Annotated in this window: 19 protein-coding genes; 12 read left to right on the top strand and 7 right to left on the bottom strand. The window is 72.2% G+C overall.

What is annotated here, in order from left to right:
- Window positions 1-282 precede the first annotated feature (282 nt).
- From ACZ63E_RS37155 to ACZ63E_RS37135, 5 genes are all read left to right on the top strand, one after another.
- The gene (locus tag ACZ63E_RS37155) at window positions 283-1,587 is read left to right on the top strand and encodes a sugar ABC transporter substrate-binding protein (RefSeq protein WP_465340973.1); all 1,305 of its coding nucleotides are present in this window, start codon (window positions 283-285) and stop codon (window positions 1,585-1,587) included.
- The gene (locus ACZ63E_RS37150; RefSeq protein WP_465313836.1) at window positions 1,584-2,570 is read left to right on the top strand and encodes a carbohydrate ABC transporter permease; all 987 of its coding nucleotides are present in this window, start codon (window positions 1,584-1,586) and stop codon (window positions 2,568-2,570) included. Before ACZ63E_RS37155 ends, ACZ63E_RS37150 begins: the two co-directional genes overlap by 4 nt.
- Complete coding sequence (locus tag ACZ63E_RS37145; protein WP_465313835.1) at window positions 2,567-3,397, top strand: carbohydrate ABC transporter permease; 831 nt, start codon at window positions 2,567-2,569, stop codon at window positions 3,395-3,397. Before ACZ63E_RS37150 ends, ACZ63E_RS37145 begins: the two co-directional genes overlap by 4 nt.
- A 3-nt stretch (window positions 3,398-3,400) precedes the next feature.
- Complete coding sequence (locus ACZ63E_RS37140; RefSeq protein WP_465340971.1) at window positions 3,401-4,840, top strand: glycoside hydrolase family 3 protein; 1,440 nt, start codon at window positions 3,401-3,403, stop codon at window positions 4,838-4,840.
- 145 nt (window positions 4,841-4,985) lie between these two features.
- Window positions 4,986-5,744 carry an SH3 domain-containing protein gene (locus ACZ63E_RS37135; RefSeq protein ID WP_465313833.1) on the top strand — a complete coding sequence of 253 codons (759 nt, stop codon included), beginning with the start codon at window positions 4,986-4,988 and terminating at the stop codon, window positions 5,742-5,744.
- 116 nt (window positions 5,745-5,860) lie between these two features.
- On the opposite strand, the gene ACZ63E_RS37130 is transcribed toward ACZ63E_RS37135, so the two are convergent.
- Entirely contained in the window at window positions 5,861-6,424 is a 564-nt protein-coding gene (locus ACZ63E_RS37130) for an ArsR/SmtB family transcription factor (protein WP_465340969.1), read from the bottom strand.
- A 75-nt stretch (window positions 6,425-6,499) separates the two neighbouring features.
- On the opposite strand from ACZ63E_RS37130, the gene ACZ63E_RS37125 reads away from it, so the two are divergent.
- Complete coding sequence (locus ACZ63E_RS37125; protein ID WP_465340967.1) at window positions 6,500-7,726, top strand: MFS transporter; 1,227 nt, start codon at window positions 6,500-6,502, stop codon at window positions 7,724-7,726.
- Here ACZ63E_RS37125 and ACZ63E_RS37120 read toward each other — a convergent pair.
- From ACZ63E_RS37120 to ACZ63E_RS37105, 4 genes are all read right to left on the bottom strand, one after another.
- Entirely contained in the window at window positions 7,717-9,807 is a 2,091-nt protein-coding gene (locus ACZ63E_RS37120; protein ID WP_465340965.1) for a YcaO-like family protein, read from the bottom strand. The two genes, ACZ63E_RS37125 and ACZ63E_RS37120, sit on opposite strands and share 10 nt — an antisense overlap.
- 317 nt (window positions 9,808-10,124) lie before the next feature.
- Window positions 10,125-11,555 carry a DUF1996 domain-containing protein gene (locus tag ACZ63E_RS37115; RefSeq protein ID WP_465340964.1) on the bottom strand — a complete coding sequence of 477 codons (1,431 nt, stop codon included), beginning with the start codon at window positions 11,553-11,555 and terminating at the stop codon, window positions 10,125-10,127.
- A 678-nt stretch (window positions 11,556-12,233) separates the two neighbouring features.
- Complete coding sequence (locus ACZ63E_RS37110) at window positions 12,234-13,136, bottom strand: hydroxymethylglutaryl-CoA lyase (RefSeq protein WP_465340962.1); 903 nt, start codon at window positions 13,134-13,136, stop codon at window positions 12,234-12,236.
- Window position 13,137: 1 nt separating this feature from the next.
- Window positions 13,138-14,346: a CaiB/BaiF CoA transferase family protein gene (locus tag ACZ63E_RS37105; RefSeq protein ID WP_465340960.1), complete on the bottom strand. Its 1,209-nt coding sequence runs from the start codon at window positions 14,344-14,346 to the stop codon at window positions 13,138-13,140.
- A gap of 118 nt (window positions 14,347-14,464) precedes the next feature.
- Between ACZ63E_RS37105 and ACZ63E_RS37100 the strand changes: the two genes are divergently transcribed.
- Together ACZ63E_RS37100 and ACZ63E_RS37095 are read left to right on the top strand one after the other, a co-directional pair.
- On the top strand, window positions 14,465-15,259 hold the full coding sequence (locus ACZ63E_RS37100; protein WP_465340958.1) for an IclR family transcriptional regulator: 795 nt from the start codon (window positions 14,465-14,467) through the stop codon (window positions 15,257-15,259).
- 147 nt (window positions 15,260-15,406) lie between these two features.
- Entirely contained in the window at window positions 15,407-16,795 is a 1,389-nt protein-coding gene (locus ACZ63E_RS37095; RefSeq protein WP_465340957.1) for an MFS transporter, read from the top strand.
- Here the strand turns inward: ACZ63E_RS37095 and ACZ63E_RS37090 are convergent.
- Window positions 16,770-17,231, bottom strand: a complete 462-nt coding sequence (locus tag ACZ63E_RS37090; RefSeq protein ID WP_465340955.1) for a P-loop nucleotide/nucleoside kinase family protein — start codon at window positions 17,229-17,231, stop codon at window positions 16,770-16,772. The genes ACZ63E_RS37095 and ACZ63E_RS37090 overlap by 26 nt on opposite strands.
- Before the next feature lie 95 nt (window positions 17,232-17,326).
- On the bottom strand, window positions 17,327-17,947 hold the full coding sequence (locus ACZ63E_RS37085; protein WP_465313959.1) for a sigma-70 family RNA polymerase sigma factor: 621 nt from the start codon (window positions 17,945-17,947) through the stop codon (window positions 17,327-17,329).
- 268 nt (window positions 17,948-18,215) lie between these two features.
- Here ACZ63E_RS37085 and ACZ63E_RS37080 point away from each other — a divergent pair, with 268 nt between their 5' ends.
- The 4 genes from ACZ63E_RS37080 to ACZ63E_RS37065 all read left to right on the top strand — a co-directional run bounded on the left by ACZ63E_RS37080 (window position 18,216) and on the right by ACZ63E_RS37065 (window position 21,478).
- Entirely contained in the window at window positions 18,216-18,617 is a 402-nt protein-coding gene (locus tag ACZ63E_RS37080; protein ID WP_465313826.1) for a pyridoxamine 5'-phosphate oxidase family protein, read from the top strand.
- 150 nt (window positions 18,618-18,767) lie between these two features.
- Complete coding sequence (locus ACZ63E_RS37075) at window positions 18,768-20,270, top strand: GAF domain-containing sensor histidine kinase (RefSeq protein ID WP_465340953.1); 1,503 nt, start codon at window positions 18,768-18,770, stop codon at window positions 20,268-20,270.
- A complete protein-coding gene (locus ACZ63E_RS37070; protein ID WP_465340951.1) occupies window positions 20,270-20,932 on the top strand; it encodes a response regulator in 663 nt (220 codons plus the stop codon). The genes ACZ63E_RS37075 and ACZ63E_RS37070 overlap by 1 nt, the downstream gene beginning before the upstream one ends.
- Before the next feature lie 111 nt (window positions 20,933-21,043).
- Window positions 21,044-21,478: a hypothetical protein gene (locus ACZ63E_RS37065; RefSeq protein ID WP_465340950.1), complete on the top strand. Its 435-nt coding sequence runs from the start codon at window positions 21,044-21,046 to the stop codon at window positions 21,476-21,478.
- Window positions 21,479-21,597: the final 119 nt, after the last annotated feature.

Genomic DNA, 21,597 nt, shown 5'->3' with positions numbered 1-21,597 from the left:
GGACGGTTTTTGCTGCGCCGTCCGGGTGGTGCCGCCGCGGATTCCGCGTGCCCACCGGTGAAAAACGTTCCGGACACCCTCCTATTCGGACGACTTCCGCCGCAGGTCGGGGCAGTGCGGGTGACCGGTCGACTACTCTTCGTCAGAGTGCCCGGTGCGTTTACAACGTTCCGGCAACCGCCTTGACACCGCCTGTGGTACGTACCACTCTAGCTCCAACATTGGTCTACACCATTTGGGGCGTCCGGCCACGGTGGCCGGGCATGGAAAGGACGGCATCGAGTGAAACGCTGGCTCAAGCTGGCGGCGGGCGCCGCCGCACTCACCCTCGCGACCGCGGGCTGCGCGGGTTCCAGCGGCACGGACACCGCCGCTTCGTCGAGTGGTGCTCCCGCGCAGATCACCGGCGACGTCACGGTCTGGCTGATGACGGGCTCCGCGCCGACCACGCTGACCGACGCGCTCAACAAGGAGTTCGAGGCCGCCCACCCGGGCGTCAAGGTCAAGTACGAAATCCAGCAGTGGGACGGCATCCAGCAGAAGCTGACGACCGCGCTGGCCAGTGGCGCCCCGCCGGACGTCATCGAGATCGGCAACACGCAGACCGCGGCGTTCGCCGCGCAGGACGGTGTGCTGACCGACCTGACCGCCGACAAGGACAGCTTCAACGGCGCGCAGTGGCTGAAGGGTCTCGCGGACTCCGGCAGCTACGACGGCAAGGTCTACGGCGTTCCGTTCTACGCGGCCAACCGTGAGGTCATCTACCGCAAGGACATGTTCGAGCAGGCCGGCATCACCAAGACGCCGACGTCGAACGACGAGTGGGTCGACGCGATCACCAAGCTGAAGACGAAGTTCGGGTCCGACCCCGACTTCCAGCCCTTGTACATGCCGGGCCAGAACTGGTACGCGCTGCTGTCGTTCATCTGGGACAACGGTGGCGACATCGCCCAGCCCGACGGCAAGAACTTCAAGGCGACGCTGGACAGCGCCGGGGCGAAGGCGGGCCTGGACTTCTACAAGAAGCTCGTCGACACCTCCGGCACCAAGGCGCCGAAGGACGCTGACGAGGCCAAGCCGCAGCAGGCGACCGTCTACGGCGCCGGCAAGGTGGCCATGATGATCGGTCTCCCGTGGGAGCTGCCGACGGCCGCCAAGACCGACCCGAGCCTGACCGCCAAGACCGGCGCCTTCCCGATCCCGAGCAAGACCGCCGGCCAGAGCGCCCCGGTCTTCCTGGGCGGCTCCAACCTGGCGATCCCGGCCAACAGCAAGAACGTGGCCGCGGCCAAGGAGTACATCAAGCTGCTCTCCAGCGCGAAGTACCAGGGCCAGCTCGCCGCCGCCGGCGTTGTGCCCGGCACGTCGACCGACCTCGCGGGCCTGGACAAGGACCCGCTGGGCACGGTGATGGCGAAGGCCTCCACCAACGGCAAGGCCGTGCCGGCCAGCCCGAAGTGGGGTGACGTGGAGTCCGGCCAGAACCCGGTCAAGGACATGCTGACCGCGTACCTGACCGGCAAGAAGACGCTCGACCAGGCGACCGCCGACGCCAACGCAGCGCTGAACAAGCTCATCGGCGGATGACAGCGACCGCGAATGTGACGATGCCGGCGGGGGCTACCCCGCCGGCATCGCCGCGCGACGCGGGGGTCAGGAGGCGCAAGCGGGGCCGGTTCGGCGACCGGGTGCTCCCGTACCTGCTCCTCCTCCCCGCCCTCGCCGCCATCCTCGTCCTGCTCGCCTGGCCGCTGGTCCAGGTGCTCGCGATCAGCTTCCGCAAGCTCGACATCGGCCAGCTCATCTCGGGCAAGACCATCTGGGTCGGGTTCGACAACTACACGAACACGCTCTCGGACCCGGAGTTCTGGGCCATCACGGTCCGGACGCTGGTGTTCACCGCCTCGATCGTCGCCGCGACCATCCTCGGCGGCCTGCTGCTGGCGGTGCTGATGCGCCACCTCGACCCGGTCGTCCGGATCATCGTGCAGGTGACGCTCGTGCTGGCCTGGGCGACCCCGGTGATCGCCACGACCACCGTCTTCCAGTGGATCTTCGACGAGCAGTACGGCATCCTCAACAAGACCCTCGACCGGCTCGGGTTCCACAGCTTCATCGGCTTCTCGTGGTTCTCCAGCGGCCCCAGCACGCTCGCCGTGATCGGGCTGCTCATCGTGTGGCAGGCCGTGCCGTTCGTGACGTTCTCGCTGTACGCGGGCCTCATCGGCGTCCCGCGCGAGCAGTACGAGGCCGCCGGCATCGACGGCGCCGGGCCGTGGCAAACGTTCCGCGCGGTGACCTGGCCCGCCATCCGGCCGATCACCACGATGGTGACCTTCCTGTCGGTGCTGTGGGACTTCAACGCCTTCGCCCAGATCTGGGCGATCCGCGAGGGCGGCCCGGACGGTGGGAGCACCACGCTCGCCGTCGTGCTGTACCTCAAGGGCATCGCGGGCAACCACTTCGGCGCGGCGGGCGCGATCGCGACCCTGATGCTGATCGTGCTGGCGCTCATCACCGGCCGGTACATCCAGCTGCTGGTCCGGACCCCGGAAGGTGATCTGACGTGAGGAAACCGCTGTCGCAGCGGATCGCGCTCTCGGTCGTCGGCGTGCTCGTGGCGCTCGCGATCGTGTTCCCGACGTACTGGATGTTCGTCACGTCGCTGCGGACGCCCGGCGAGATCCTCTCGCCCAAGTACGACCTGATCCCGACGTCGTTCTCCTTCGGCAACTTCGCCACCGCGCTGTCCAAGGACAACTTCCCGACGTACCTGCTCAACAGCCTGATCGTCACGGTCGGGTCGGTGCTGTGCGCGCTGGTCGCCGGGACGCTGGCGGCGATCCCGCTCTCGCGGCTGCGCTTCACCGGCCGCAAGGGCTTCCTGGTGCTGGTCATGGTGGCGCAGCTGGCCCCGGTGTCGGCGCTGTTCATCCCGCTGTTCCTGCTGATGCGGGACGCCGGGCTGCTCAACACGCTGCCGTCGCTGCTGCTGATCTACTTCGCGACCACGCTGCCGTTCACGGTCTGGATGCTCTACGGGTTCGTCAACGGGATCCCGTACGAGCTGGAAGAGGCCGCGATGATCGACGGCTGCAGCCAGACCGGCGCGTTCCGCCGGGTGACGCTGCCGCTGCTCGGGCCGGGGCTGGTCACCACCTCGGTGTTCAGCTTCATCACGGCCTGGAACGAGTACCTGTTCGCCCTGGTGTTCATCCGGGACAAGCCGAAGGAGACGCTGCCGGTGTGGCTGGCGTCGTTCCGCACGGCGTTCGCGACCGACTGGGGCGGCGTGATGGCCGCGTCGGTCATCTACGCGATCCCGGCGCTGGTGTTCTTCCTGATCGTGCAGCGCAAGCTCGTGTCCGGCGTGACGGCCGGCGCGGTGAAGGGGTAGCCGGTGTCCGCTCCCGAAAAGCTCGCCGAAGCGGTCGTCCTGCCCGGCTTCGCCGGGACCACCGCGCCGGACTGGCTCCGCCGCCGGATCGCCGAGGGCCTCGGCGGGGTGGTGCTGTTCGGCCGCAACGTCGTGAACGACGAGCAGGTCGCCGCGCTCACCGCGCAGCTGCGGGGCGAGCGGGACGGCGTGGTCGTCGGCATCGACGAGGAGGGTGGCGACGTCACCCGCCTCGACGTCAACACCGGGTCGTTCGTGCCGGGCCCGCTGGCGCTCGGCGCGGCCGACGACCCGGAGCTGACCACGGCGGTCGCCGCCGCGCTCGGCGAACGGCTCGCGGCCTGCGGCGTCACGATCAACCTCGCGCCGTGCGCGGACCTGACCCTGGCGGCCGAGGACCCGATCATCGGCGTCCGGGCGTTCGGGTCCGACCCGGCGAAGGCGTCACCGCACGTCGCGGCCTACGTGACGGGCCTGCAGAAGTACGGCGTCGCGGCGTGCGCGAAGCACTTCCCGGGCCACGGCGCGGCGACCGAGGACTCGCACGTGGCGCTGCCGGTGCTGCCGCGGACCCCGGAAGAGCTGCGCGAGATCGAGCTGGTCCCGTTCGCCGCGGCGATCCGGGCGGGGGTGCGCTCGGTGATGTCGGGTCACCTGGTCGTCCCGGCCTGGGGCGACGAGCCGGCCACGCTCAACCGGACGGCCCTCACCGAGGTCCTGCGCGGCGAGCTGGGCTTCACCGGCGCGATCATCACCGACGCGCTGGAGATGGGCGCGGTGTCCGGCGCGTACGGCCGGCACGACCGGCTGGGCCAGTCCGCCGTACGGGCCCTGGTCGCCGGCGCGGACGCGCTGTGCATCGGCGGCGCGGCCTTCGAGGCCGACGCCCTGGACGCCATCAACGCGGCGATCGTCGCCGCGGTGGCGTCGGGGGAGCTGCCGCTGGAGCGGCTCGAGGAGGCGGCTTCGCGAACGGCGTCGCTCGGCACCGACCCGGCCCCGGCGACGGTCGGCCCGGTCGACCGGCGGCTCGGCCTGGAGGCGGCGCGCAAGGCGCTGCGGGTCACCGGCGAGCCGCGGCTGGCCGGTCCGCCGCTGGTGGTCGACGTCCAGACCGAGCCGACCATCGCGGCCGGCCCGATGCCGTGGGGCCTCGGCGCGCACCTGGCCGAGCTGGTGCCCGGCACCCGGGCGATGACGGCGACCCCCGAAGACGTCGAGACGATCCTCGAGGCGGCGAAGGGGTTCGGCAGCGTCGTCGTGGTCACGCGGGAAGCGCACCGGCACCCGCGGGTGCGGGAGCTGCTGGCCGCGTTGTCCGGGGTGGACTTCATCCGCGTGGAGACCGGCGCGCCGGGTCCGGTGGCCGAAGGCAAGCCGCGGATCGACACGTTCAGCGGCTCGTACGTGAGCCTGCGCGCGGTGGCCGAATACCTGGCCTGAGCCCGGTTTCGACGAGCCCCGCCGGTCGGCCGACCGGCGGGGCTCGTCCTGTTTGCCGCATCTCCACAAGGGGTCCGCACTTTTGTACGGGCCTTGTACCGGCGGTCTCCATGCTGTCCCCACACACATCCTGGAGGGACAGACCATGAGAATTCGGATCGGGAAGCGGGCGGCCGGCGTGGCCGGCATCGCCGCGGCGATCGTGCTCGCCGGCGCCACCCCGGCCCTGGCGGCCACGGGGACCGTGCACACGGACTCGGGGATCGCGCTGACCGTGCGGGCCACCCCGAGCACCAGCGGGAGCCCGGTCGGCACGGTCGCCGACGGCACCGCCGTCACCATCTCCTGCCAGACCAACGGCTCGACCGTCGACGGCAAGTACGGCACTTCGGACATCTGGGACAAGGTCGGCGACGGTTACATCAGCGACGCCTACGTCTACACCGGCTCGGACGGCCGCGTGGCCCCGGACTGCGCGGGCTCGACCCTGACCTGCACCACCGCGGGCACCGGCAACCCCAAGACGTGCGCCCAGGCGGTGGCCTACGCCAAGACCCGCGTCCACACGAACGACCTCGACTCCTACGAGGGCTGGTGCGACCGGATCAACGCGCAGAACTACGGCTGGACCGCATCGGGCTCGGAGACGGCGTACGTCCACTGGACGCAGATCCCGGCCTCGTTCAAGCACCCGGGCGACACCCAGGTCCCGGCCGGCGGGCTGGCGTTCTTCAAGAGCAGCGGCGCCGGCCACACGATGATCTCCATCGGCGGCGGCAAGTTCCTGTCGAACGACATCAACGGCTACGGCAGCTACACCGAGACGACGATCGCGCAGATCAAGAGCAAGTGGGGGCAGACGTACCTCGGCTGGTCGCAGCCTTGGTTCAAGGTGAACCACTGACGTTTTGAGCGGTAGTCACGCGCGGCCCCTGCCCACCTCCCCCGGGCAGGGGCCGCGCGTGTCGTTGGTCCAGCGTCGCGAATGGGTCATTGGGGACGTCTGGCGTCCCGAATGGGTCATTCGCGACGCTCGGGCCGCCCCGGCGTATCCGCACCCTCCCGCTTCACGTGGTGCAGCACAAAAATCCCCCCAACGGCCGGGCGGTCCGAGCGCTCATGATCGGTCGCCACATACTCGTCCAGCACCGCCAAGATCCGCCGATCCAGCTCCGCAGCCTCGTCGGGGGACAGGTGCAGCAGGAACTTCTCGTGCACCACCACCGACTCCGGCCCCGCCTCGCGAAGCTCCTCCTGGAAGATCTCCAGCGGCGCGAACCGCGTCTCGGGGTCGGCGCCGGCCAAGGGGCCGTCCAGCCACCACGTCTCGTTGTTCGAACGGTACGGCTTCTCCAGCGCGCCGCTTGCTCCCGTGCGGACCGGTGCCGGCTCCAGCAAGCCCGCCGCCACCAGTTGACGCACGTGGTGCAGGACCGTGCCCGGGTCGCGGTCCAGGCGGTCGGCCAGCTGCTTGTTCGTCAGCTCGTCGACCAGGCAGAGCCGCATGATGCGCAGCCGCAGGGGGTGGCCGAGGGCCTTGGCCTCGGCCGGGGTCGCGGGCCGGCGGCGGCGGGGCTCGGTCATGAACGCAGCGTAGTCCATCGATGGAATCGCGTCACATCGATGGAGAAATCCCCATCGATGTGCGAACCTCCATTCATGAACCCCGTGTTCTGGCGGCTGTGGACCGCCGCCGGCCTGTCCAGCCTCGCCGACGGCGTGCTCAAGGTCGCGCTGCCACTCGTCGCCGTCGGTTACACCCGGGAGCCGGCGCTCATCGCCGGGCTCGCTTTCGCCTTCAGCCTGCCGTGGCTGCTCTTCGCGCTGCCCGCCGGCGCGCTGGTCGATCGCCTCGACCGCCGCCGCGCGATGCTCGCCGCCAACCTCGTCCGCGGGGGACTGCTCGCCGGAGTGAGCCTGCTGACCGTCTTCGGCGGGGGGTCGATCTGGGCGCTCTACGTCGCCGCCGTCGGGGTGGGGTGTGCCGAGACCATCTACGACACCGCCGCGCAGTCGATCGTGCCGCAGGTGGTCGGGCGGGCGCAGCTGGCCCGCGCCAACGGCCGGATGTTCGCCGCCGAGCAGACGGCCAACGAGTTCGCCGGCCCGCCGCTCGCCGGGGTGCTCGCCGCGGCCGGGGTGGTCGCCGCCCTCGTCACGCCGGTGGCGCTGTGGGCGGTGGCCGTCGTGGCGCTGCTGCTCGTGCGCGGGTCCTACCGGATCGAACGCCCGGCGCCCACCTCGCTCCGCGCGGACATCACCGAAGGCCTGCGGTTCCTCGTGCGGCACCGGGTGCTGCGGACGTTCTCGGTCATGGTCGGCACGTTCAACTTCGCCACCGGCGCGACCTTCGCGGTGTTCGTGCTCTACGCGGCGGGCCCGGGCTCGGCGATGGGACTGTCCGGACCCGCCTTCGGCCTGCTGATGGCCATGACCGCCGCCGGTGGCCTGGCCGGGTCGCTGCTCGCCGAGCCGGTGGAACGGGTGCTCGGCCGCGTCCGCGCGCTGTGGGTGTCGTGGCTCGCCGGCGGGCTCACGGTCGGCGTGCTCACCGTGACGGCCGACCCGTTCCTCGTCGGCGCCGCGTTCTTCCTCGGCGGCGCGGGAATCCTCGTCTCGAACGTCGTGATGGTGTCACTGCGCCAGCGCGTGACGCCCGACCGCCTGCTCGGCCGGCTCAACAGCAGTCACCGGCTCGTCGCCTGGGGCACCAAGTCGCTCGGCGCCCTGGCCGGCGGCGCGCTCGCGCAGGCCGCCGGGCTGCACACCGTGTTCGTGCTCATGACCGTGCTGGCCTTCGCCGTCGTCGGCGGCCTGTTCGGGATCACCGAAGACACGCTGACGCGCGCGGAAAACGAAGCCACCGAACGAACTTCTCAGGCGTAGGGGAGCGGGAAGACGTTCAGCCGCTCCTCCGGCAACGGCTTCTCCCGCCACCCGAGGTCGACGGCCGCGCGGCGGATCCGGCCGTCGCCCCAGCGGGGCAGCCCGGCCGGGAACGCGGGCACCAGTCCCGGCACGAGCGTGTGCGTGACGTGGAAGCCGGCGGCGGCGACGTCGCGAGTGGTGAGGTCGACACTGATCACCTCGAACCCGCGCGCCTCCACCCGATCCTGGTAGGCCTTGAAAGTCCGCTCTCCCAACGCCGGCAGGCCTTCCCAGCCGCGCGCCGGCAGGTCGCGCACCCACGGCGCGGTCCGGGCCGCCGCGCGCGGGTCGAGGTGGACCTGCTGCTGGCACGCCGGATCCACGACGTCGGCGAAGTCCTCGCGGTAGGAGTCGAGGTACCGGCGGTCGGCGCGGTACGGCTTGAGCGCGCCCGACCGGCCCGGCGCCCGCTCGTCGTCGAGGGTGAGCTGCGTGTGCTGCAACGCAAAACCCTCGGCGAGCGCCGCTTTGGCTGCCTCGACCGCGTCGGAGCGGCTCGCGAACCCGGTCGTCAGCCGCCGCCGGGTGCGGTCGAAGACGGCGGCCGCGATTACCGGGACGCCGAACTCGGTGTCCAGGGGGATGAGCGTGACGTCGTGGGTTTCGGCGGTCTCGGCGACGAGCGCGCGCAGTTCGGTCGTCAGCCGGAGCCGCGGCAGCCGCGGGGTGTTGGCCCACCAGAGCATGGCCGAGTCCCGGGCCAGTACCGCTTCCAGACCGGCGGTGAGGGTCTGCTCTTCGCTGGTCCCACCGGCCGCCCCGGCGGAGAGCGGGGCGGTGAAGCGGGCGCCGGGCCCGGGCGAGACGAGGCACGCCGGAACCCAGACCGGTTCCCGCCGGGTGTGCGAAAACCCTGCCAGCCAGTCGATCGCGACGTCGGGGGTCAACGGCGCGAACGGGAAACCGGGGGTGCGGTACTGCCGCGGCGAATAGAGGTTCAGCCGGCGCGGGTCGAGCGCCGGGACGCCGTCGCGCCGCAGCCGTGCGTAACTGTCGTGGCGGACGTCGTCGTCCGAGAGCGGTGACGCGCCGCAGTAGAGCCGCACCGCCTCGCCGAGTGCCGCGTCGCGAGCGGACTCGACGTCCTGCCACGACGCGCCGACCACCCGTCCGTGGCCCGCGACATCGGCGGCATACACCCGCAGCCGCGCCGGGGCGCCCGGCAGTTCGTGGACGCCGGTCACGATCCCGGTCCGGTCGTCGACGAGCAGGCCGGGGCGCGGCTCGTCCGCCGCCTGCCCGCGCCGGGAGGACAACGGCAGCACGGGCCGCGGCAACGCCGTCAGCCGCGCCGGGTCGAGCTCGAGCTCCCCGGTGGTGGTGGCGGCGGGTTCGCCGGCGATCCAGCGTCCCAGCTGGACGGCGACGGTGGTGAGCAGCCAGCGGGCGTCGGCGGGGGAGAACCGCGAGCCGGCCTCGTCGAGCTCCCGCGGATCCTCGGCGGCGGCACGACGGGCGAGCGCGTCGGCGAATCCGGGGCCGGTGCCCGGCGTGACCGCGGGCCCGGCGAGACCCCGGCCGTGTTCGGCGCGGAACGGGAAGAAGCGCAGCCCGTGGCGGGCGCACAACGCGCCCAGCGCGGTGAGTTCGGCATGCGCCGGACGGGTGTACACCGCGACGAGGACGGTGTCGTCCGTGGTCACCGGGAAGGGGCGGTCGAGGCCGGTGAGCACCTCGACCCGCGCGTAACCGGACGTCGCCAGGATGTCCGCCAGAGGGGCGGTCAGCTCCGGCGAGCCGGCCAGCAGCACGGTGGTCGTGGTGATCCGGGGGGACCTGACGCCGGGGTGGCGCGCCGGCGCGGAAACGCTGTCCGCGGCCAGGCGATCGACGATCTCGCCGAAGCCGGGGTCCATCCAGGACAGCAGCTCGGTGCGGCCGCGGGTGCCGTCGCAGCGGCGGACCCAGTCCCGGATCTCGTGCGCGGGCGCGGGAATCGGGACCTCACCGCCGCTCGGCGTGATCAGCAGGCACCGTCCGGGGCCGAGGTCGTGGACCTCGGCCCCGGTCAACCGCAGGCGGACGTCGTCGGCGGGCATCACGAACCTCCGGTGGGCCGGACGTGGGTGTGCCGCGGCCCCGGAGCCAGGGGGCCGCGGCACGTGGTGGGGTGCGTTGGGGCGGAAATCCCGCGGTTCCTCCTCTTCGGTGTGCGGGCCCCGGCCGCAACCGGAGAGTGGTGAGGTGATCCAGTTTCGGTCGCGCCCGGGTGTTCCGGCGTCTTCTGGACTGCGGTCCGCACGTGCCGGGCCCCCGTTCGTCACGGTCCGGTCCGGGAGATACGCACGCCCGGAACCATGAAGGCCTCCCACCGGCGGATCGCCGGTGGGAGGCCGTGGGAGGGGGTCCGCTCAGCTCACGCGCGGCAGTTCTTGCCGCGGTTCACGCAGTTGACCAGCCCGTTCATGATCCGCTGCGACATCACGTTGGCGAAGTCGTCGTGGTCGGACAGCGGGTTGTGCTTCTCCTGGGGGAAGGCGTCCACTTTGTACTGCTTCTTGACCTGGATGTCGTGCGGGATGTCGTAGGTCAGCGAGATCTGCAGCTGCGGCACGGCCTTGAACCCCTTGGCGCACTGCCCGAACTTGTCCGGGAACACGATGTGCGTGCGGTGGTTGGCGCTGTCGGTGTTCTTCCCGTCCCAGCAGCTCGGGAACGTGTGGATCCGCTTGACCTTGCTGTTCTGCGGGCAGATCGGGTACTTGTCCGTGACGCGGTTCTCGAAGCCGGTGCACGTCCAGCTCGCCCGGGCGTTGGCCGGCCCGTTGGTGCTCTGCTTGGCGTCGCCGTAGAGGACACGCAGGAAGCGCGGCATCGCCACGACCTTGCCTACCGGGCTGCCGCGGAAGGTGATCTGGACCTTCTGCGGCCGCTGGATCTCCCCGTCGTTGCCCGGGAGCTCGTTGTTCTCGTCCTGGCCCGGCAGCGCGCCACCCGCGGTGCTGCTCGGCGGCGGGGTGGGCGTGCCGGTGTCCTTGCCGGGCTTTGGCGCGCACGGCGCGAGCCCGCCGAGGTCCTTCGGCTTCGGCGCGAACCGGGCGATGATGCTGGCGATCCGCTCGAGGATCGCCGCGCGCCGGTCCTTCAGCGGGTTCAGGATGGCGTTCTGCACGAAGTCCGCGCCGCCCTGGCCCTGCGTCTGCGCGACACGCTGGTTGGCCTCGTCGGTCTGCGTGTCGAGCTGGTCGAGGTTGCCGTCGACCTCCGCCATCGCCTGGTCGGGCACGTCGGTGAGCTTGCTCGCGACGTCCGGGCAGGCGACCTGGACGGTCTTCGCCTCCTGGTCGGCCTGCGCGCGGTCGCCGTCGGGCTTCTTCGCCGGCGCGTTCTTTTCTGCTTCGCCGGTGTCGATGCGGACGACGGGCCAGAAGTAGGCGGACTTGTCGCCGTTGCGGCAGGTGGTGCCGGCCTTGACGAGGCTCTTGTTGTTCGAGTCGGCGTTGGTCGAGAGGTTGCCGACGTAGTCGTGCAGGTGCTGGGCGCCGTTGCGGACGCCGGGCTGGGCGATGAAGTTGTCGGGGTTGAAGTGGCCGTTCTCGTTGCGGCCGCAGTCGACGGTGAAGGTGCCGGTCGACGCGCCGTAGACCGGCCGCGGGTCGAACTGGTTCGGCTTCACCTTCAGGATGTCGACGTAGAGCGCGGGATCGGCTTCGTCGGCACTGGCTTCGCCGGTGCCGCCGGTGGTCGTGGCGACGACGATGCCACCCACGGCGATCGCGAGGGCGAGGCCGCCGGTCGCGATCTTCGTTCTGCGGGAAAGGCGATGCCGTCCTTGGGTGCGGGACATGCGGAATCCTCCGGGGGTGTCGGGCTGGCGGGAACGCACGACACTGAACGGACGCGAGGCAGGGCTCGGCCCATCAGGAAAAACGTCGGCGGGGGGAACGATTCCCGGCTGGTCCACCGACCCGACATCGGCGGATGCGCGACCACCTGCCCGTGGCCGCGCCGTCAACCGGCTGGTTATCGTTCCGTGATGGAAGCTACACCGGGACTTGACGCCGGGCAAGAAGGTATTTCCGGCAATCACGAACCGTCAGGGCCGGTTTCCGTTTCCGTAGCCGGGCGCGGGCGTGAAAGGGCGTCAAGAATTGACGAAGAATGGCGCACACCAAATGACGCGGACGCGACGGCTCACAGGTGGATCACGCTGGGTAGCCGCGCGTGACCCGCTCCGGCGGTCTCGGGTGCGCGGTCATCTTGGGCCGCCGACCAGGGCGTTGTCCAGCTTCGAGGGGTGTGGCGAAAAACTTTGAACCGATCCGAACCGGCATCCGTATCCCTGAGTGAGGCGCGCGGAATGCCCGCCGGCCGCGGGTTGGGGAATCTGTGTTCGCGCCACGGCGGGAGAACCGTTCCGGCCGGAGATCAGATTCCCGGCCGCCGGGCGCCAGGCCGCCGTGGTGAATGACTCATTCCTGACGTCCGACGCCAGGAATGAGTCATTCACGGCGTTGCCGGAAGGTCAGCGCAGCGCCGCCGGGACCGCCGGGATCGCGGCCAGGGCCGAGTCGAGGCGGTGGCCCACGGCGAGGGCCACCTGGTCGCGCAGCTCGGCCAGCTTCCCGACGTCGATCCCGGTCGCGACGCCTTCGCGGTGGAAGAAGTCGACGAGGTCGTCCGTCGCGACGTTGCCGGACGCGCCCGGGGCGAACGGGCAGCCGCCCAGTCCGCCGAGCGCCGAGTCGAAGCGGCGGATGCCGAGGCCGAGCCCCTCCCACGCGTTGGCCGCCGCGCGGCCGTAGGTGTTGTGCAGGTGCAGGCCGAGCGGCACGTCCGGCAGCTCGTCGCGCACGGCGGCCACGGTCGCGCGCAGCTGGCCGGGCCGGGCGGCGCCGATCGTGTCGGCGAGGTGGACCACCCGCGCGCCCAGTGCGCCCAGCCGGGCGGCGACGCCGGCCGTCCGGGCGGGGTCGGTGTCCCCGTCGAACGGGCACACGAACGCCGTCGCGACCGACGCTTCCATCGCCACGCCCGCCGCAGCGAGCAATTCGGCGCACCCGGCCAGCCGGTCCAGGGCCGCGGCCGTCGGGACCCCGGCGTTGGCGGCGCTGTGCCCGTCGCCGGCCGAAACGACCAGCCGCACCGCCTTCGCGCCGGCGTCGATCGCCTGCCGCGCCCCGCGTTCGGTGAACACGAGCGTGTGCAGGCTCGCCGGCACGTCCGGCAGCAGGGTCCGCAGCACCTCGCCCGTGTCGGCCAGCTGCGGCACCCGCCGCGGCGAGACGAACGAGCCGACCTCCAGGGAGCGCAGGCCCGCGTCGATCAGGCCACGGGCGAGCCGGACCTTCTCGTGCGACGGCACGGTGACCGGCTCGTCCTGCAGGCCGTCGCGCAGCACGACCTCGGTGATGAGGACCTCGCTCATGTCAGATCACGCCTTTCTCGCGCAGGTGGGCAACGGCCTCGCCGGTGAGACCGAGCTCCGCGAGCACGGCCTCGGTGTGTTCGCCCAGCTCCGGCCCGAGCGCCCGGGTCGACCCGGGCCGTTCGGTCAGCTTCGGCACGATGCCGGGGAAGGTGACTTCGGTGTGGTGGCCGCGCACGCGGTGCCGTTCGTGCATGCCGCGCGCCGCGAAGTGCGGGTCCTTGGTGATGTCGGCCGCGGTCAGGATCGGTCCACAAGGGACGGACGCCGCGCGCAGCGCCGCTTCGGCGGCCTCCTGGGCGAGGGTCGCCGTCCACGCGCCGATCGCGTCGTCGAGCAGGCCGGCGTGCTCGACGCGCCCGGCGTTGTCCGCGAAACGCGGGTCGTCCGCGAGGTCGTCGCGGTCGATCGCGCGCATCAGCCGCCGGAAGATCGCGTCGCCGTTGCCGCTGACGACGATGTACTTCCCGTCGGCGCAGCGGTAGGTGTTGGACGGCGCCACGCCGGGCAGCGCGGACCCGGCGGGGCCGCGCGTGACGCCGAACGCCTCGAAGTCCGGGACCAGCGACTCCATCAGCGAATACACGGCTTCGTACAACGCGACGTCGACCACCTCGCCCGGCGTGGCGCCCGGCTCGCGGTCGCGCCGCAGCAGGCCCATCAGCGCGCCGATCACCGCGTAGAGCCCGGCGACGGAGTCGGCGAGGCTGACCCCGACCCGGGTCGGCGGCCGGTCGGGATAGCCGGTCAGCGCGCGCAGGCCGCCGATCGCCTCGGCGACCCCGCCGAAGCCGGGCCGGTCGCGGTAGGGGCCGGTCTGGCCGTAGCCGGACACGCGGACCACGACCAGCCGCGGGTTGAGCGCGCGCAGCTCGTCCGGGCCGAGTCCCCAGCGTTCCAGGGTGCCGGGCCGGAAGTTCTCCAGCAGGACGTCGCCGCGGGCGGCCAGCCCACGCACGATCTCCTGGCCTTCGGGACGGCGCAGGTCGACGGTCACCGAGCGCTTGTTGCGGCCGAGCGTGCGGAACAGCAGCGACGTGTCCCCGCCGTGCAGCCGCCAGCGCCGCAGCTCGTCCCCGGTGCCCGGGCGCTCGACCTTGACGACGTCGGCGCCGAAGTCGGCCAGCAGGCGCCCGGCGGTCGGCGCGGCGATGAAGTTCCCCAGTTCGACCACCCGGACACCGGTCAGCGGCCCGGTTTGTTCGCTCATGCCCGACTCCCAACCACTATGTGAGTTGTCAACCCAGAATACGGGCGGGTGTCGGAGAGTCAACAGCGATGAGCGTGGATAGACTGTGCGGCACACCACGGGGCACGGGACGGGGCGAATGGCCGAGGAAGAACGCAGTGGCACCACGCCGGTGCTGGTGCTGCGCAAGTTCAAGCAGATCCTCGAGTCGTTCACCATCGACAACCCCGAGCTGACGCTGCAGCAGATCACCCGGTCCACCGGGCTGCCGGCGAGCACGTGCCAGCGGCTGGTGCACAACCTGGTGCGCGAGGGCTTCCTCGACCGCTACGACGACACCTACCGCGTCGGGCTCGGCCTGGTCCGCTGGGCGGCGCCCGGCACGTTCGGCCTCGACCTGGTCCGGCTGACCCGCCCGGTGCTGCAGCAGCTGCGCGACGAAACCGGCGAGACGGCGTGCCTCTACGTCCGCGACGGCGCGTACCGCACGGTCATCTCGCTCGCCGAGTCCCGGCACCCGGTGGTGCGGCTGTTCGTCGTCGGCATGGTGATGCCGCTGCACGCCGGCTCGGCCGGGAAGGTGTTCCTGGCCTGGGACAAGCTCGCGGTCAAGGACGCGATCGGCCACGGCCTGGCCCGCTTCACCCCGCGCACGACGGTCGACATCGACCTGCTCACCGAGCAGCTCGGGCAGATCCGCGAGACGGGGTACGCGGTGAGCTTCGAAGAGCGCGACCTCGGCGCGGCGTCGCTCAGCGCGCCGGTGTTCGGCCTGAACGGCGAGGTCAGCGCGGCGATCGGGATCGGCGCGCCGACCCAGCGGATGACGGCGGCCGACGTGCCGCGGCTGGCGCCGGTCGTGGTCGAGGCGGGCCGCCGGGCCTCGGAGCGGCTCGGGTACCGCCCGGGTGCCGAGCGGGTCGCCGCGCTCTGAACGCGAGGCTGTCCGGTTCGTACCGGTGAGCGGCACGTTGCCCGTTAACGCATCCGGACTTCGTCCGGGGTGTCCTTGACTCCGCGCGTCGACCGTCACATCATGGGTCGGCCAACCACATCGTGGCGAAGTCAAAGGAGACGACGGATGGCGAACACCGCGCCGGACACCGGCACGATCGCGGGCCGGCTCGACCGGCTGCCCATCACCCGCACCCACCGCCGGGCCACCGTCGCCGTCGGGCTCGGCCTGTTCTTCGACTTCTACGAGGTCTTCCTGACCGGCGTGCTGAGCTCGGTGCTGGTGGAAGAGTTCGATCTGTCCAAAGCGGACCTGCCGCCGCTGCTGGCGTCGACGTTCGTCGGCATGTTCTTCGGCGCGCTGCTGCTCGGCCGGCTCGCCGACCGGTTCGGCCGCCGCGGCGCGTTCCTGCTCAACCTGGGGCTGTACTCGCTGTTCTCGTTGCTCGGCGCGTTCAGCGGCAGTGCGCTGATGCTGCTCGTGACGCGGTTCTTCGCGGGCATCGGCCTCGGCGCGGAGCCGCCGCTGGCCGACACCTACCTCACCGACCTGCTGCCCGCCCGCAAGCGCGGCCGGTTCATCGCCTGGGCCTACACCCTCGCCTTCTGCGGCTTCCCGGTGGTCGGCTTCCTCGCCCGCGGGCTGACCGAGCACGAGGTCCTCGGCATCGCCGGCTGGCGCTGGCTGTTCGTCCTCGGCGCGCTCGGCGCGGGCGCGGTCTTCCTGCTGCGGCGCGGCCTGCCCGAGTCGCCGCGGTGGCTGGACTCCGTCGGCCGCACCGAAGAAGCCGAGCACCTGGTGGCCGGGCTGGAAGCCGAAGCTCGGGGCGCCGTGCACGAAAACCCCGCGCCGCCGCGCGGCACCACCCGCAAGCGCGCCGCGGCGCCGGTGCGCAAGCTGTTCGGCGCGGGCCTGCGCCGCCGCACCTGGATGATGGTCGTCTTCCACATCCTGCAGACCCTCGGCTACTACGGCTTCGGCACGCTCGTGCCGCTCGTGCTGGCGGCGAAGGGGTACGCCGTCTCGCAGTCGCTGCTGTTCGCGGCGCTGACCTATCTCGGCTACCCCGTCGGCTCGGCGCTGTCGCTGCCGATCGTCGAACGCGTGGAGCGCAAGTACCTGGTGGTCGGCTCGGTACTAGCGATGGCGGTGTTCGGCATCGCGTTCGGCTACGCGGGCTCGATGGCGCTGATCCTCGTGTTCGGCTTCCTCTACACCGCGACCAGCAACCTGTTCTCGAACGCCTACCACATCTACCAGGCCGAGATCTTCCCGACGGCACTGCGCTCGACGGCCTCCAGCGGCACCTATTCGCTGTCGCGGCTGGCGAGCGGCGCGATGCCGTTCGTGCTGGTGCCGCTGCTGAGCTCGCACGGCCCGACGACGCTGTTCCTGATCGTCGCCGCCGCGCTGGTGGTGGTCGCGGTGGACGTCGCGGTCCTCGGCCCGCGCACCACCGGCCGCCGCCTGGAGAGCGTCAACGACGACGTCACGGCCGCGCCGCAGCTGCGATGACCGCCACCGCCTCGTCGACCGAGGCCCGTGCGGTGTCGACGACGAGGCGGTCCCGGGTCCACGGCTCGTACTCGCGGTCGAGGATCTCCTGCCACGTCGGCGGCACGAGGTCCGCGATGCCGACGTCGCGGGACTCGGCGCGGCGGCGGTGTTCGGCCGGGTCCGAGCAGACGATCTCGGTCTCCAGCACCACGGCTCCGGCGCCGGTGCGGAGCAGGTCGGCGGCGACGTCCCGCGCGACGACGTAACCGACCGGTCCCAGCGGCTGCGCCAGCGGGCTCGCGCGGACGATGGCCTGTTCGATGGTGTCCACCCGCAGGAACGAGAACCCGGTGCGCCGGGCCAGTTCCGCGGCGATGGTGGACTTCCCGGTGGCGGGCAGCCCTCCGACGACGATCAGCCGGGGAGGCGCCGCGAAAGTCCGTGAAGGTCTCATCCGGGGACTCTAAGTCCCGCGCCCCGGGACACGAAGGAAGCCGCATCGAAGGAGGCCAAGTCCCTCGATGCGGCAACCCCGGCCGTAGCCGGGCTTTACGAGGCCGCCTCGCGCTTCTGGGCGAGCAGGCCACGCCGCAACGTCGTGAGCGCCCGGTGCTGGGCGACGCGGACCGCGCCCGCGCTGGCCAGGCCGACCGCCGCGGCCGTCTCCTCGGCCGAGAGCCCGAGGATGATGCGCAGCACCAGGATCTCCCGCTGGCGCGGCGGGAGCGTGTCGAGCAGCCCGGCCGACCAGTCGAGCGCGGCGGAGCGCTCGACCTCGTCGCCGGTCGGGTCCGCGCCGACCCAGCGCTCGGCGGGCGGGTCGGCCACCGGGCTCGTGCGGTCGCGCGCCCGGCGGCGGTGGAAGTCGGAGACCTTGTGCCCGGCGATCCCGAAGACGAACGGCACGAAGCCGTCCACCTCGTAGCGGTAACCCGGCAGCGCCCGGACGACCGCGAGCAGCACGTCCTGGGCGCAGTCCTCGGCGTCCGACGAGCCGTCCTGCCACGCCCCGAGGCGGCCCAGGCAGTAGCGGAACACCATCGGCCGCAGCGCGCGCAGCAGCCCGGCCACCGCGGCCCGGTTCCCGCCGACGGCGGAGCGGACCAGCGCCGGGTCGAGCACGAACGTCGCCGTGGGTGCGGCGTCACCCTCGGCGGAGTGCGGCGGCATCGTTCTCACGTCTCCCTCGGCAGCGCTCGCCGGCAACGGACGGTCACGACGCTAGATCGCCGCGCGTGAGCGCGACACCGGCCGGGCGACCGCCACGGCCCGGGTCTTCCGGCCCTACCGCGCGGGCTCGCGCTGTGCCGTCGCCGCGGCGAAAGGGCGTCGGCGGTCCACCGCGGCGGCGCTCGGGCCGAACGGCCCTACCGGCCGTCCACGGCTTTCGATCACGCTGGTCACCGGGGATTTTTCACAGGAGAAACACAGGTACGCGATGGTGGACGACGTGGGCTTCGGGCTGCTGCTCGACCGGCAGCAGTGCCTCGCCCTGCTCCGGACGGCGAGCCTCGGCCGGGTGATCTTCACCCACCGCGCCATGCCCGCGGTCCGCCCGGTGCGGTTCACCGTCGTCGAGGAAGCCGTCGTGTTCGCCGTGCCGGCGGGCAGTCCCCTCTACGCGGGCGCGCGTGACGCCGTCGTCGCGTTCGAAGCCGACGACTTCGCCGCCGACTTCGGCGCGGGCTGGTACGTGAGCCTCCTCGGCCGGGCCACCGAGTCCGCCGTCGACGACGAAGTCGCCTGCCTGTGCCCGTGTCCCTCCCTTTCCGGGCGCCGGTTCCTGCGCATCCCGGTCGAAGCCATCACCGGTCACCGCATCGCCTGCCACGCCGAGTAACAAAGCCACTGCTCCGATCGACCCACCGGATGGACGAACCGGATTGGACCGACACGGGCAGCCCCCTGTGGCACCCTTGACGGCCCGGGGAGTCCTCCGGGAGACGGCGAGCCAACGGGGTCGACGGGAACAGTGGCGGACGAAGTCAGCATGCCGATGATCTTGGCCGCGGTGGCCGGGATCGCACGGGAGCTGGAACTGCCGGCGGTGCTGGACCGCGCGGCCAAGACGGTGTGCGAGCTGCTCGGCGCCCGCCACGGCCGGCTCGAGGTGACCGGCCCCGAGGGCGCCGTCGCCGAATACGGGCGCCCCGGCAGCGGGGTCGCGGTCGAGTTGCCGCTGCGGGCCGGCGAGCGGATGTTCGGCACCTTCTCGATCGAACCCGGCGACGGCGCCGAGTTCGGCCGTCGTCAGCGCGAGGTGCTGGGCGCGCTCACCGCGGCGACCGGGATGGCGGTCGAGAAGGCCGTGCTCGTCGACGGGATGCGCCGCCGCGAACGCTGGCTGGAAGCGTCCTACGACGTCACCCGCGCGCTGCTGGGCGCGCAGGACCTGCGCGCGACCCTGCGGCTGATCGCCGAACGCGCCCGCGTCGTGGCGGGCGGCACCGGCGGCGCGATCGCGCTGCCCGCCGGGCCGGGGCAGCTGGTCTTCGACGTCGTCGAGCCGCCGGGGGAGGACTCCGACCGGCTCACCGGGCTGACCGTCCCGACCGAGGGCACGGCCACCGGGATCGCCTACACCACACGCAAACCCGTCGTGGTCCGCGACTACGGCGAGCACGTCCAGAACGAGCAGCGCGACCGCGCCGGGCCGATGCCCGCGATGATCAAGGACCTGGACGCGGCGATCTCGGTGCCGCTGATCGTCGGCGACGAGACGCTCGGGGTGCTCGTCGTGGCGAAGTTCCGCGACAAGTCGCCGTTCACCGACTCCGACGTCCAGCTGGCCGAGACGTTCGCCGGGCACGCCGCGCTGGCCGTCGAGTTCTCCCGGGCCCAGGTGGCCCGCCAGCAGCTCGCGGTGTTCGAGGACCGCGACCGGATCGCCCGCGATCTCCACGACCTCGTCATCCAGCGGCTCTTCGCGACCGGGCTCGGGCTGGAAGGGGTCAGCAGGCTGATCTCCGACCCGGGGGTCGGCGCGCGCGTGGCCGGGTTCGCCCAGGACCTCGACGGCACGATCCGCGAGATCCGCAACAGCATCTTTTCGCTGCAGGCGCCGTCACAGGCCCAGGGCAGCCTTCGCGCCGAGCTGCTGCGCGTGGCCGTCGACGCCCGGGACACGCTGGGTTTCGAGCCGCGCGTCGGCTTCGACGGACCGCTGGATGCCGCCGTGCCCGACGCCGTCCGCACCGACCTGACCGCGTCGCTGCGCGAAGCCCTGACGAACGTCGCGCGCCACGCCGGGGCGACGTCGTGCTCGGTCGAGGTCACCGTGGACGGGCTCGGCCGGCGGCTGAGCCTGGTGGTGCGCGACGACGGGACCGGCCCGCCGGCGGCGGCCGGGCGGGTCAGCGGGCTGGGCAACCTGGCCGCCCGCGCGGCGCGGTGGAGCGGGAAGTGCGTGCTGGTGGCCGCCGACGGCGGCGGCTCCCGGCTGGAGTGGACGGCCGAGCTGCCGGCGCGAACCGGCGAGCAGGGGAGTGCGTGATGACGATCTCGGTGTTTCTGCTCGACGACCACGAGCTGGTCCGCACCGGGCTGAAGACCGTGTTCGAGCCCGAAGCCGACATCGAGGTGGCCGGGGAGGCGGCGACGGCCGCCGAGGCGCTGGTCCGGATTCCGCAGGTCCGCCCGGACGTCGCGATCCTCGACGTCCGGCTGCCGGACGGGCAGGGCGTCGAGGTGTGCCGCGAGATCCGCTCGACGGTCGAGCCGCCGCCCGCGTGCCTGATGCTGACGTCCTATTCGGACGACGACGCGCTGTTCGGCGCGATCATGGCGGGCGCGGCCGGGTACATGCTGAAGCAGGTCTCCGGCCGGTCGCTGGTCGACGCCGTCCGCACGGTCGCCGTCGGCGGCTCGCTGCTGGACGCCACGCTCACCGCGTCCGTCATGAACAAGCTGCGGGGAGAAACGTCGACGGCGGCGCCGGACCCGCGGTACGAGCAGCTCAGCCCGCAGGAGCGCCGGGTGCTCGACCTCGTCGCGGAGGGCCTCACCAACCGGCAGATCGCCGAACGGCTGTTCCTGGCCGAGAAGACGGTGAAGAACTACGTGTCGTCGGTGCTGCACAAGCTCGGGGTCGAGCGGCGGACCTCGGCGGCGGTGTACGTGTCGCAGCGCCGCGGCGAGAGCGGCCGCCCGACCTGATCATGCGACCACTCGGCGGAAACCCGGTGGGGCATCCGAGGTATCTGGCCGCCGATGCGATACACCTGTCGGGGTGACGCACGAGTTGTCGTGCGCGGCAGAGGGGACAGCATGGCGGGGTTGTCGAGCGGGGACTATGTCACGCAGCAGATCAGGGCGCTCGCGGAAGCGGTGCGCAGAGAGGGTGCCGGCGGGGTCGGCACACACAGCTTCCAGCTCGCGGAGCACCTGGCGGCCGAAGGGGGCGTCCACCGCGGCGACATCCTGACGGCGACGGCGACCCTGCTGTCGATGACGGCCTGGTGCGACGGTGAGGCCGAAGCGGCCGAGCGGTTCGCGGAGCTGGCCGGGGAACAGGGTGAAGACTCGCGCGAGCTGGTGACGCACCTGCTGCGCCTGGAGGTCGGCGCGGACCAGGGCACGCTCCCGCGGGAGCAGGTCGAGGCGCTGCTGGAGTACGCGCGCCGGGCCCGCCGGAGCGACCTGGCGCTGCGGGTGCGTGCGATCGCCGGGTCGCGCGGCGGGCGGCACCGCCGGGACAACTAGCGCACCGTCCGGATCGGACACGGCCGTGGGGGGGGGGGGGGGGGGGGGGGGGGGGGGGGGGGGGGGGGGGGGGGGGGGGGGGGGGGGGGGGGGGGGGGGGGGGGGGGGGGGGGGGGGGG

The organism is Amycolatopsis sp. NPDC104819 (genome assembly GCF_055583145.1).
This window is presented reverse-complemented; position numbering and strand designations above follow the sequence as displayed.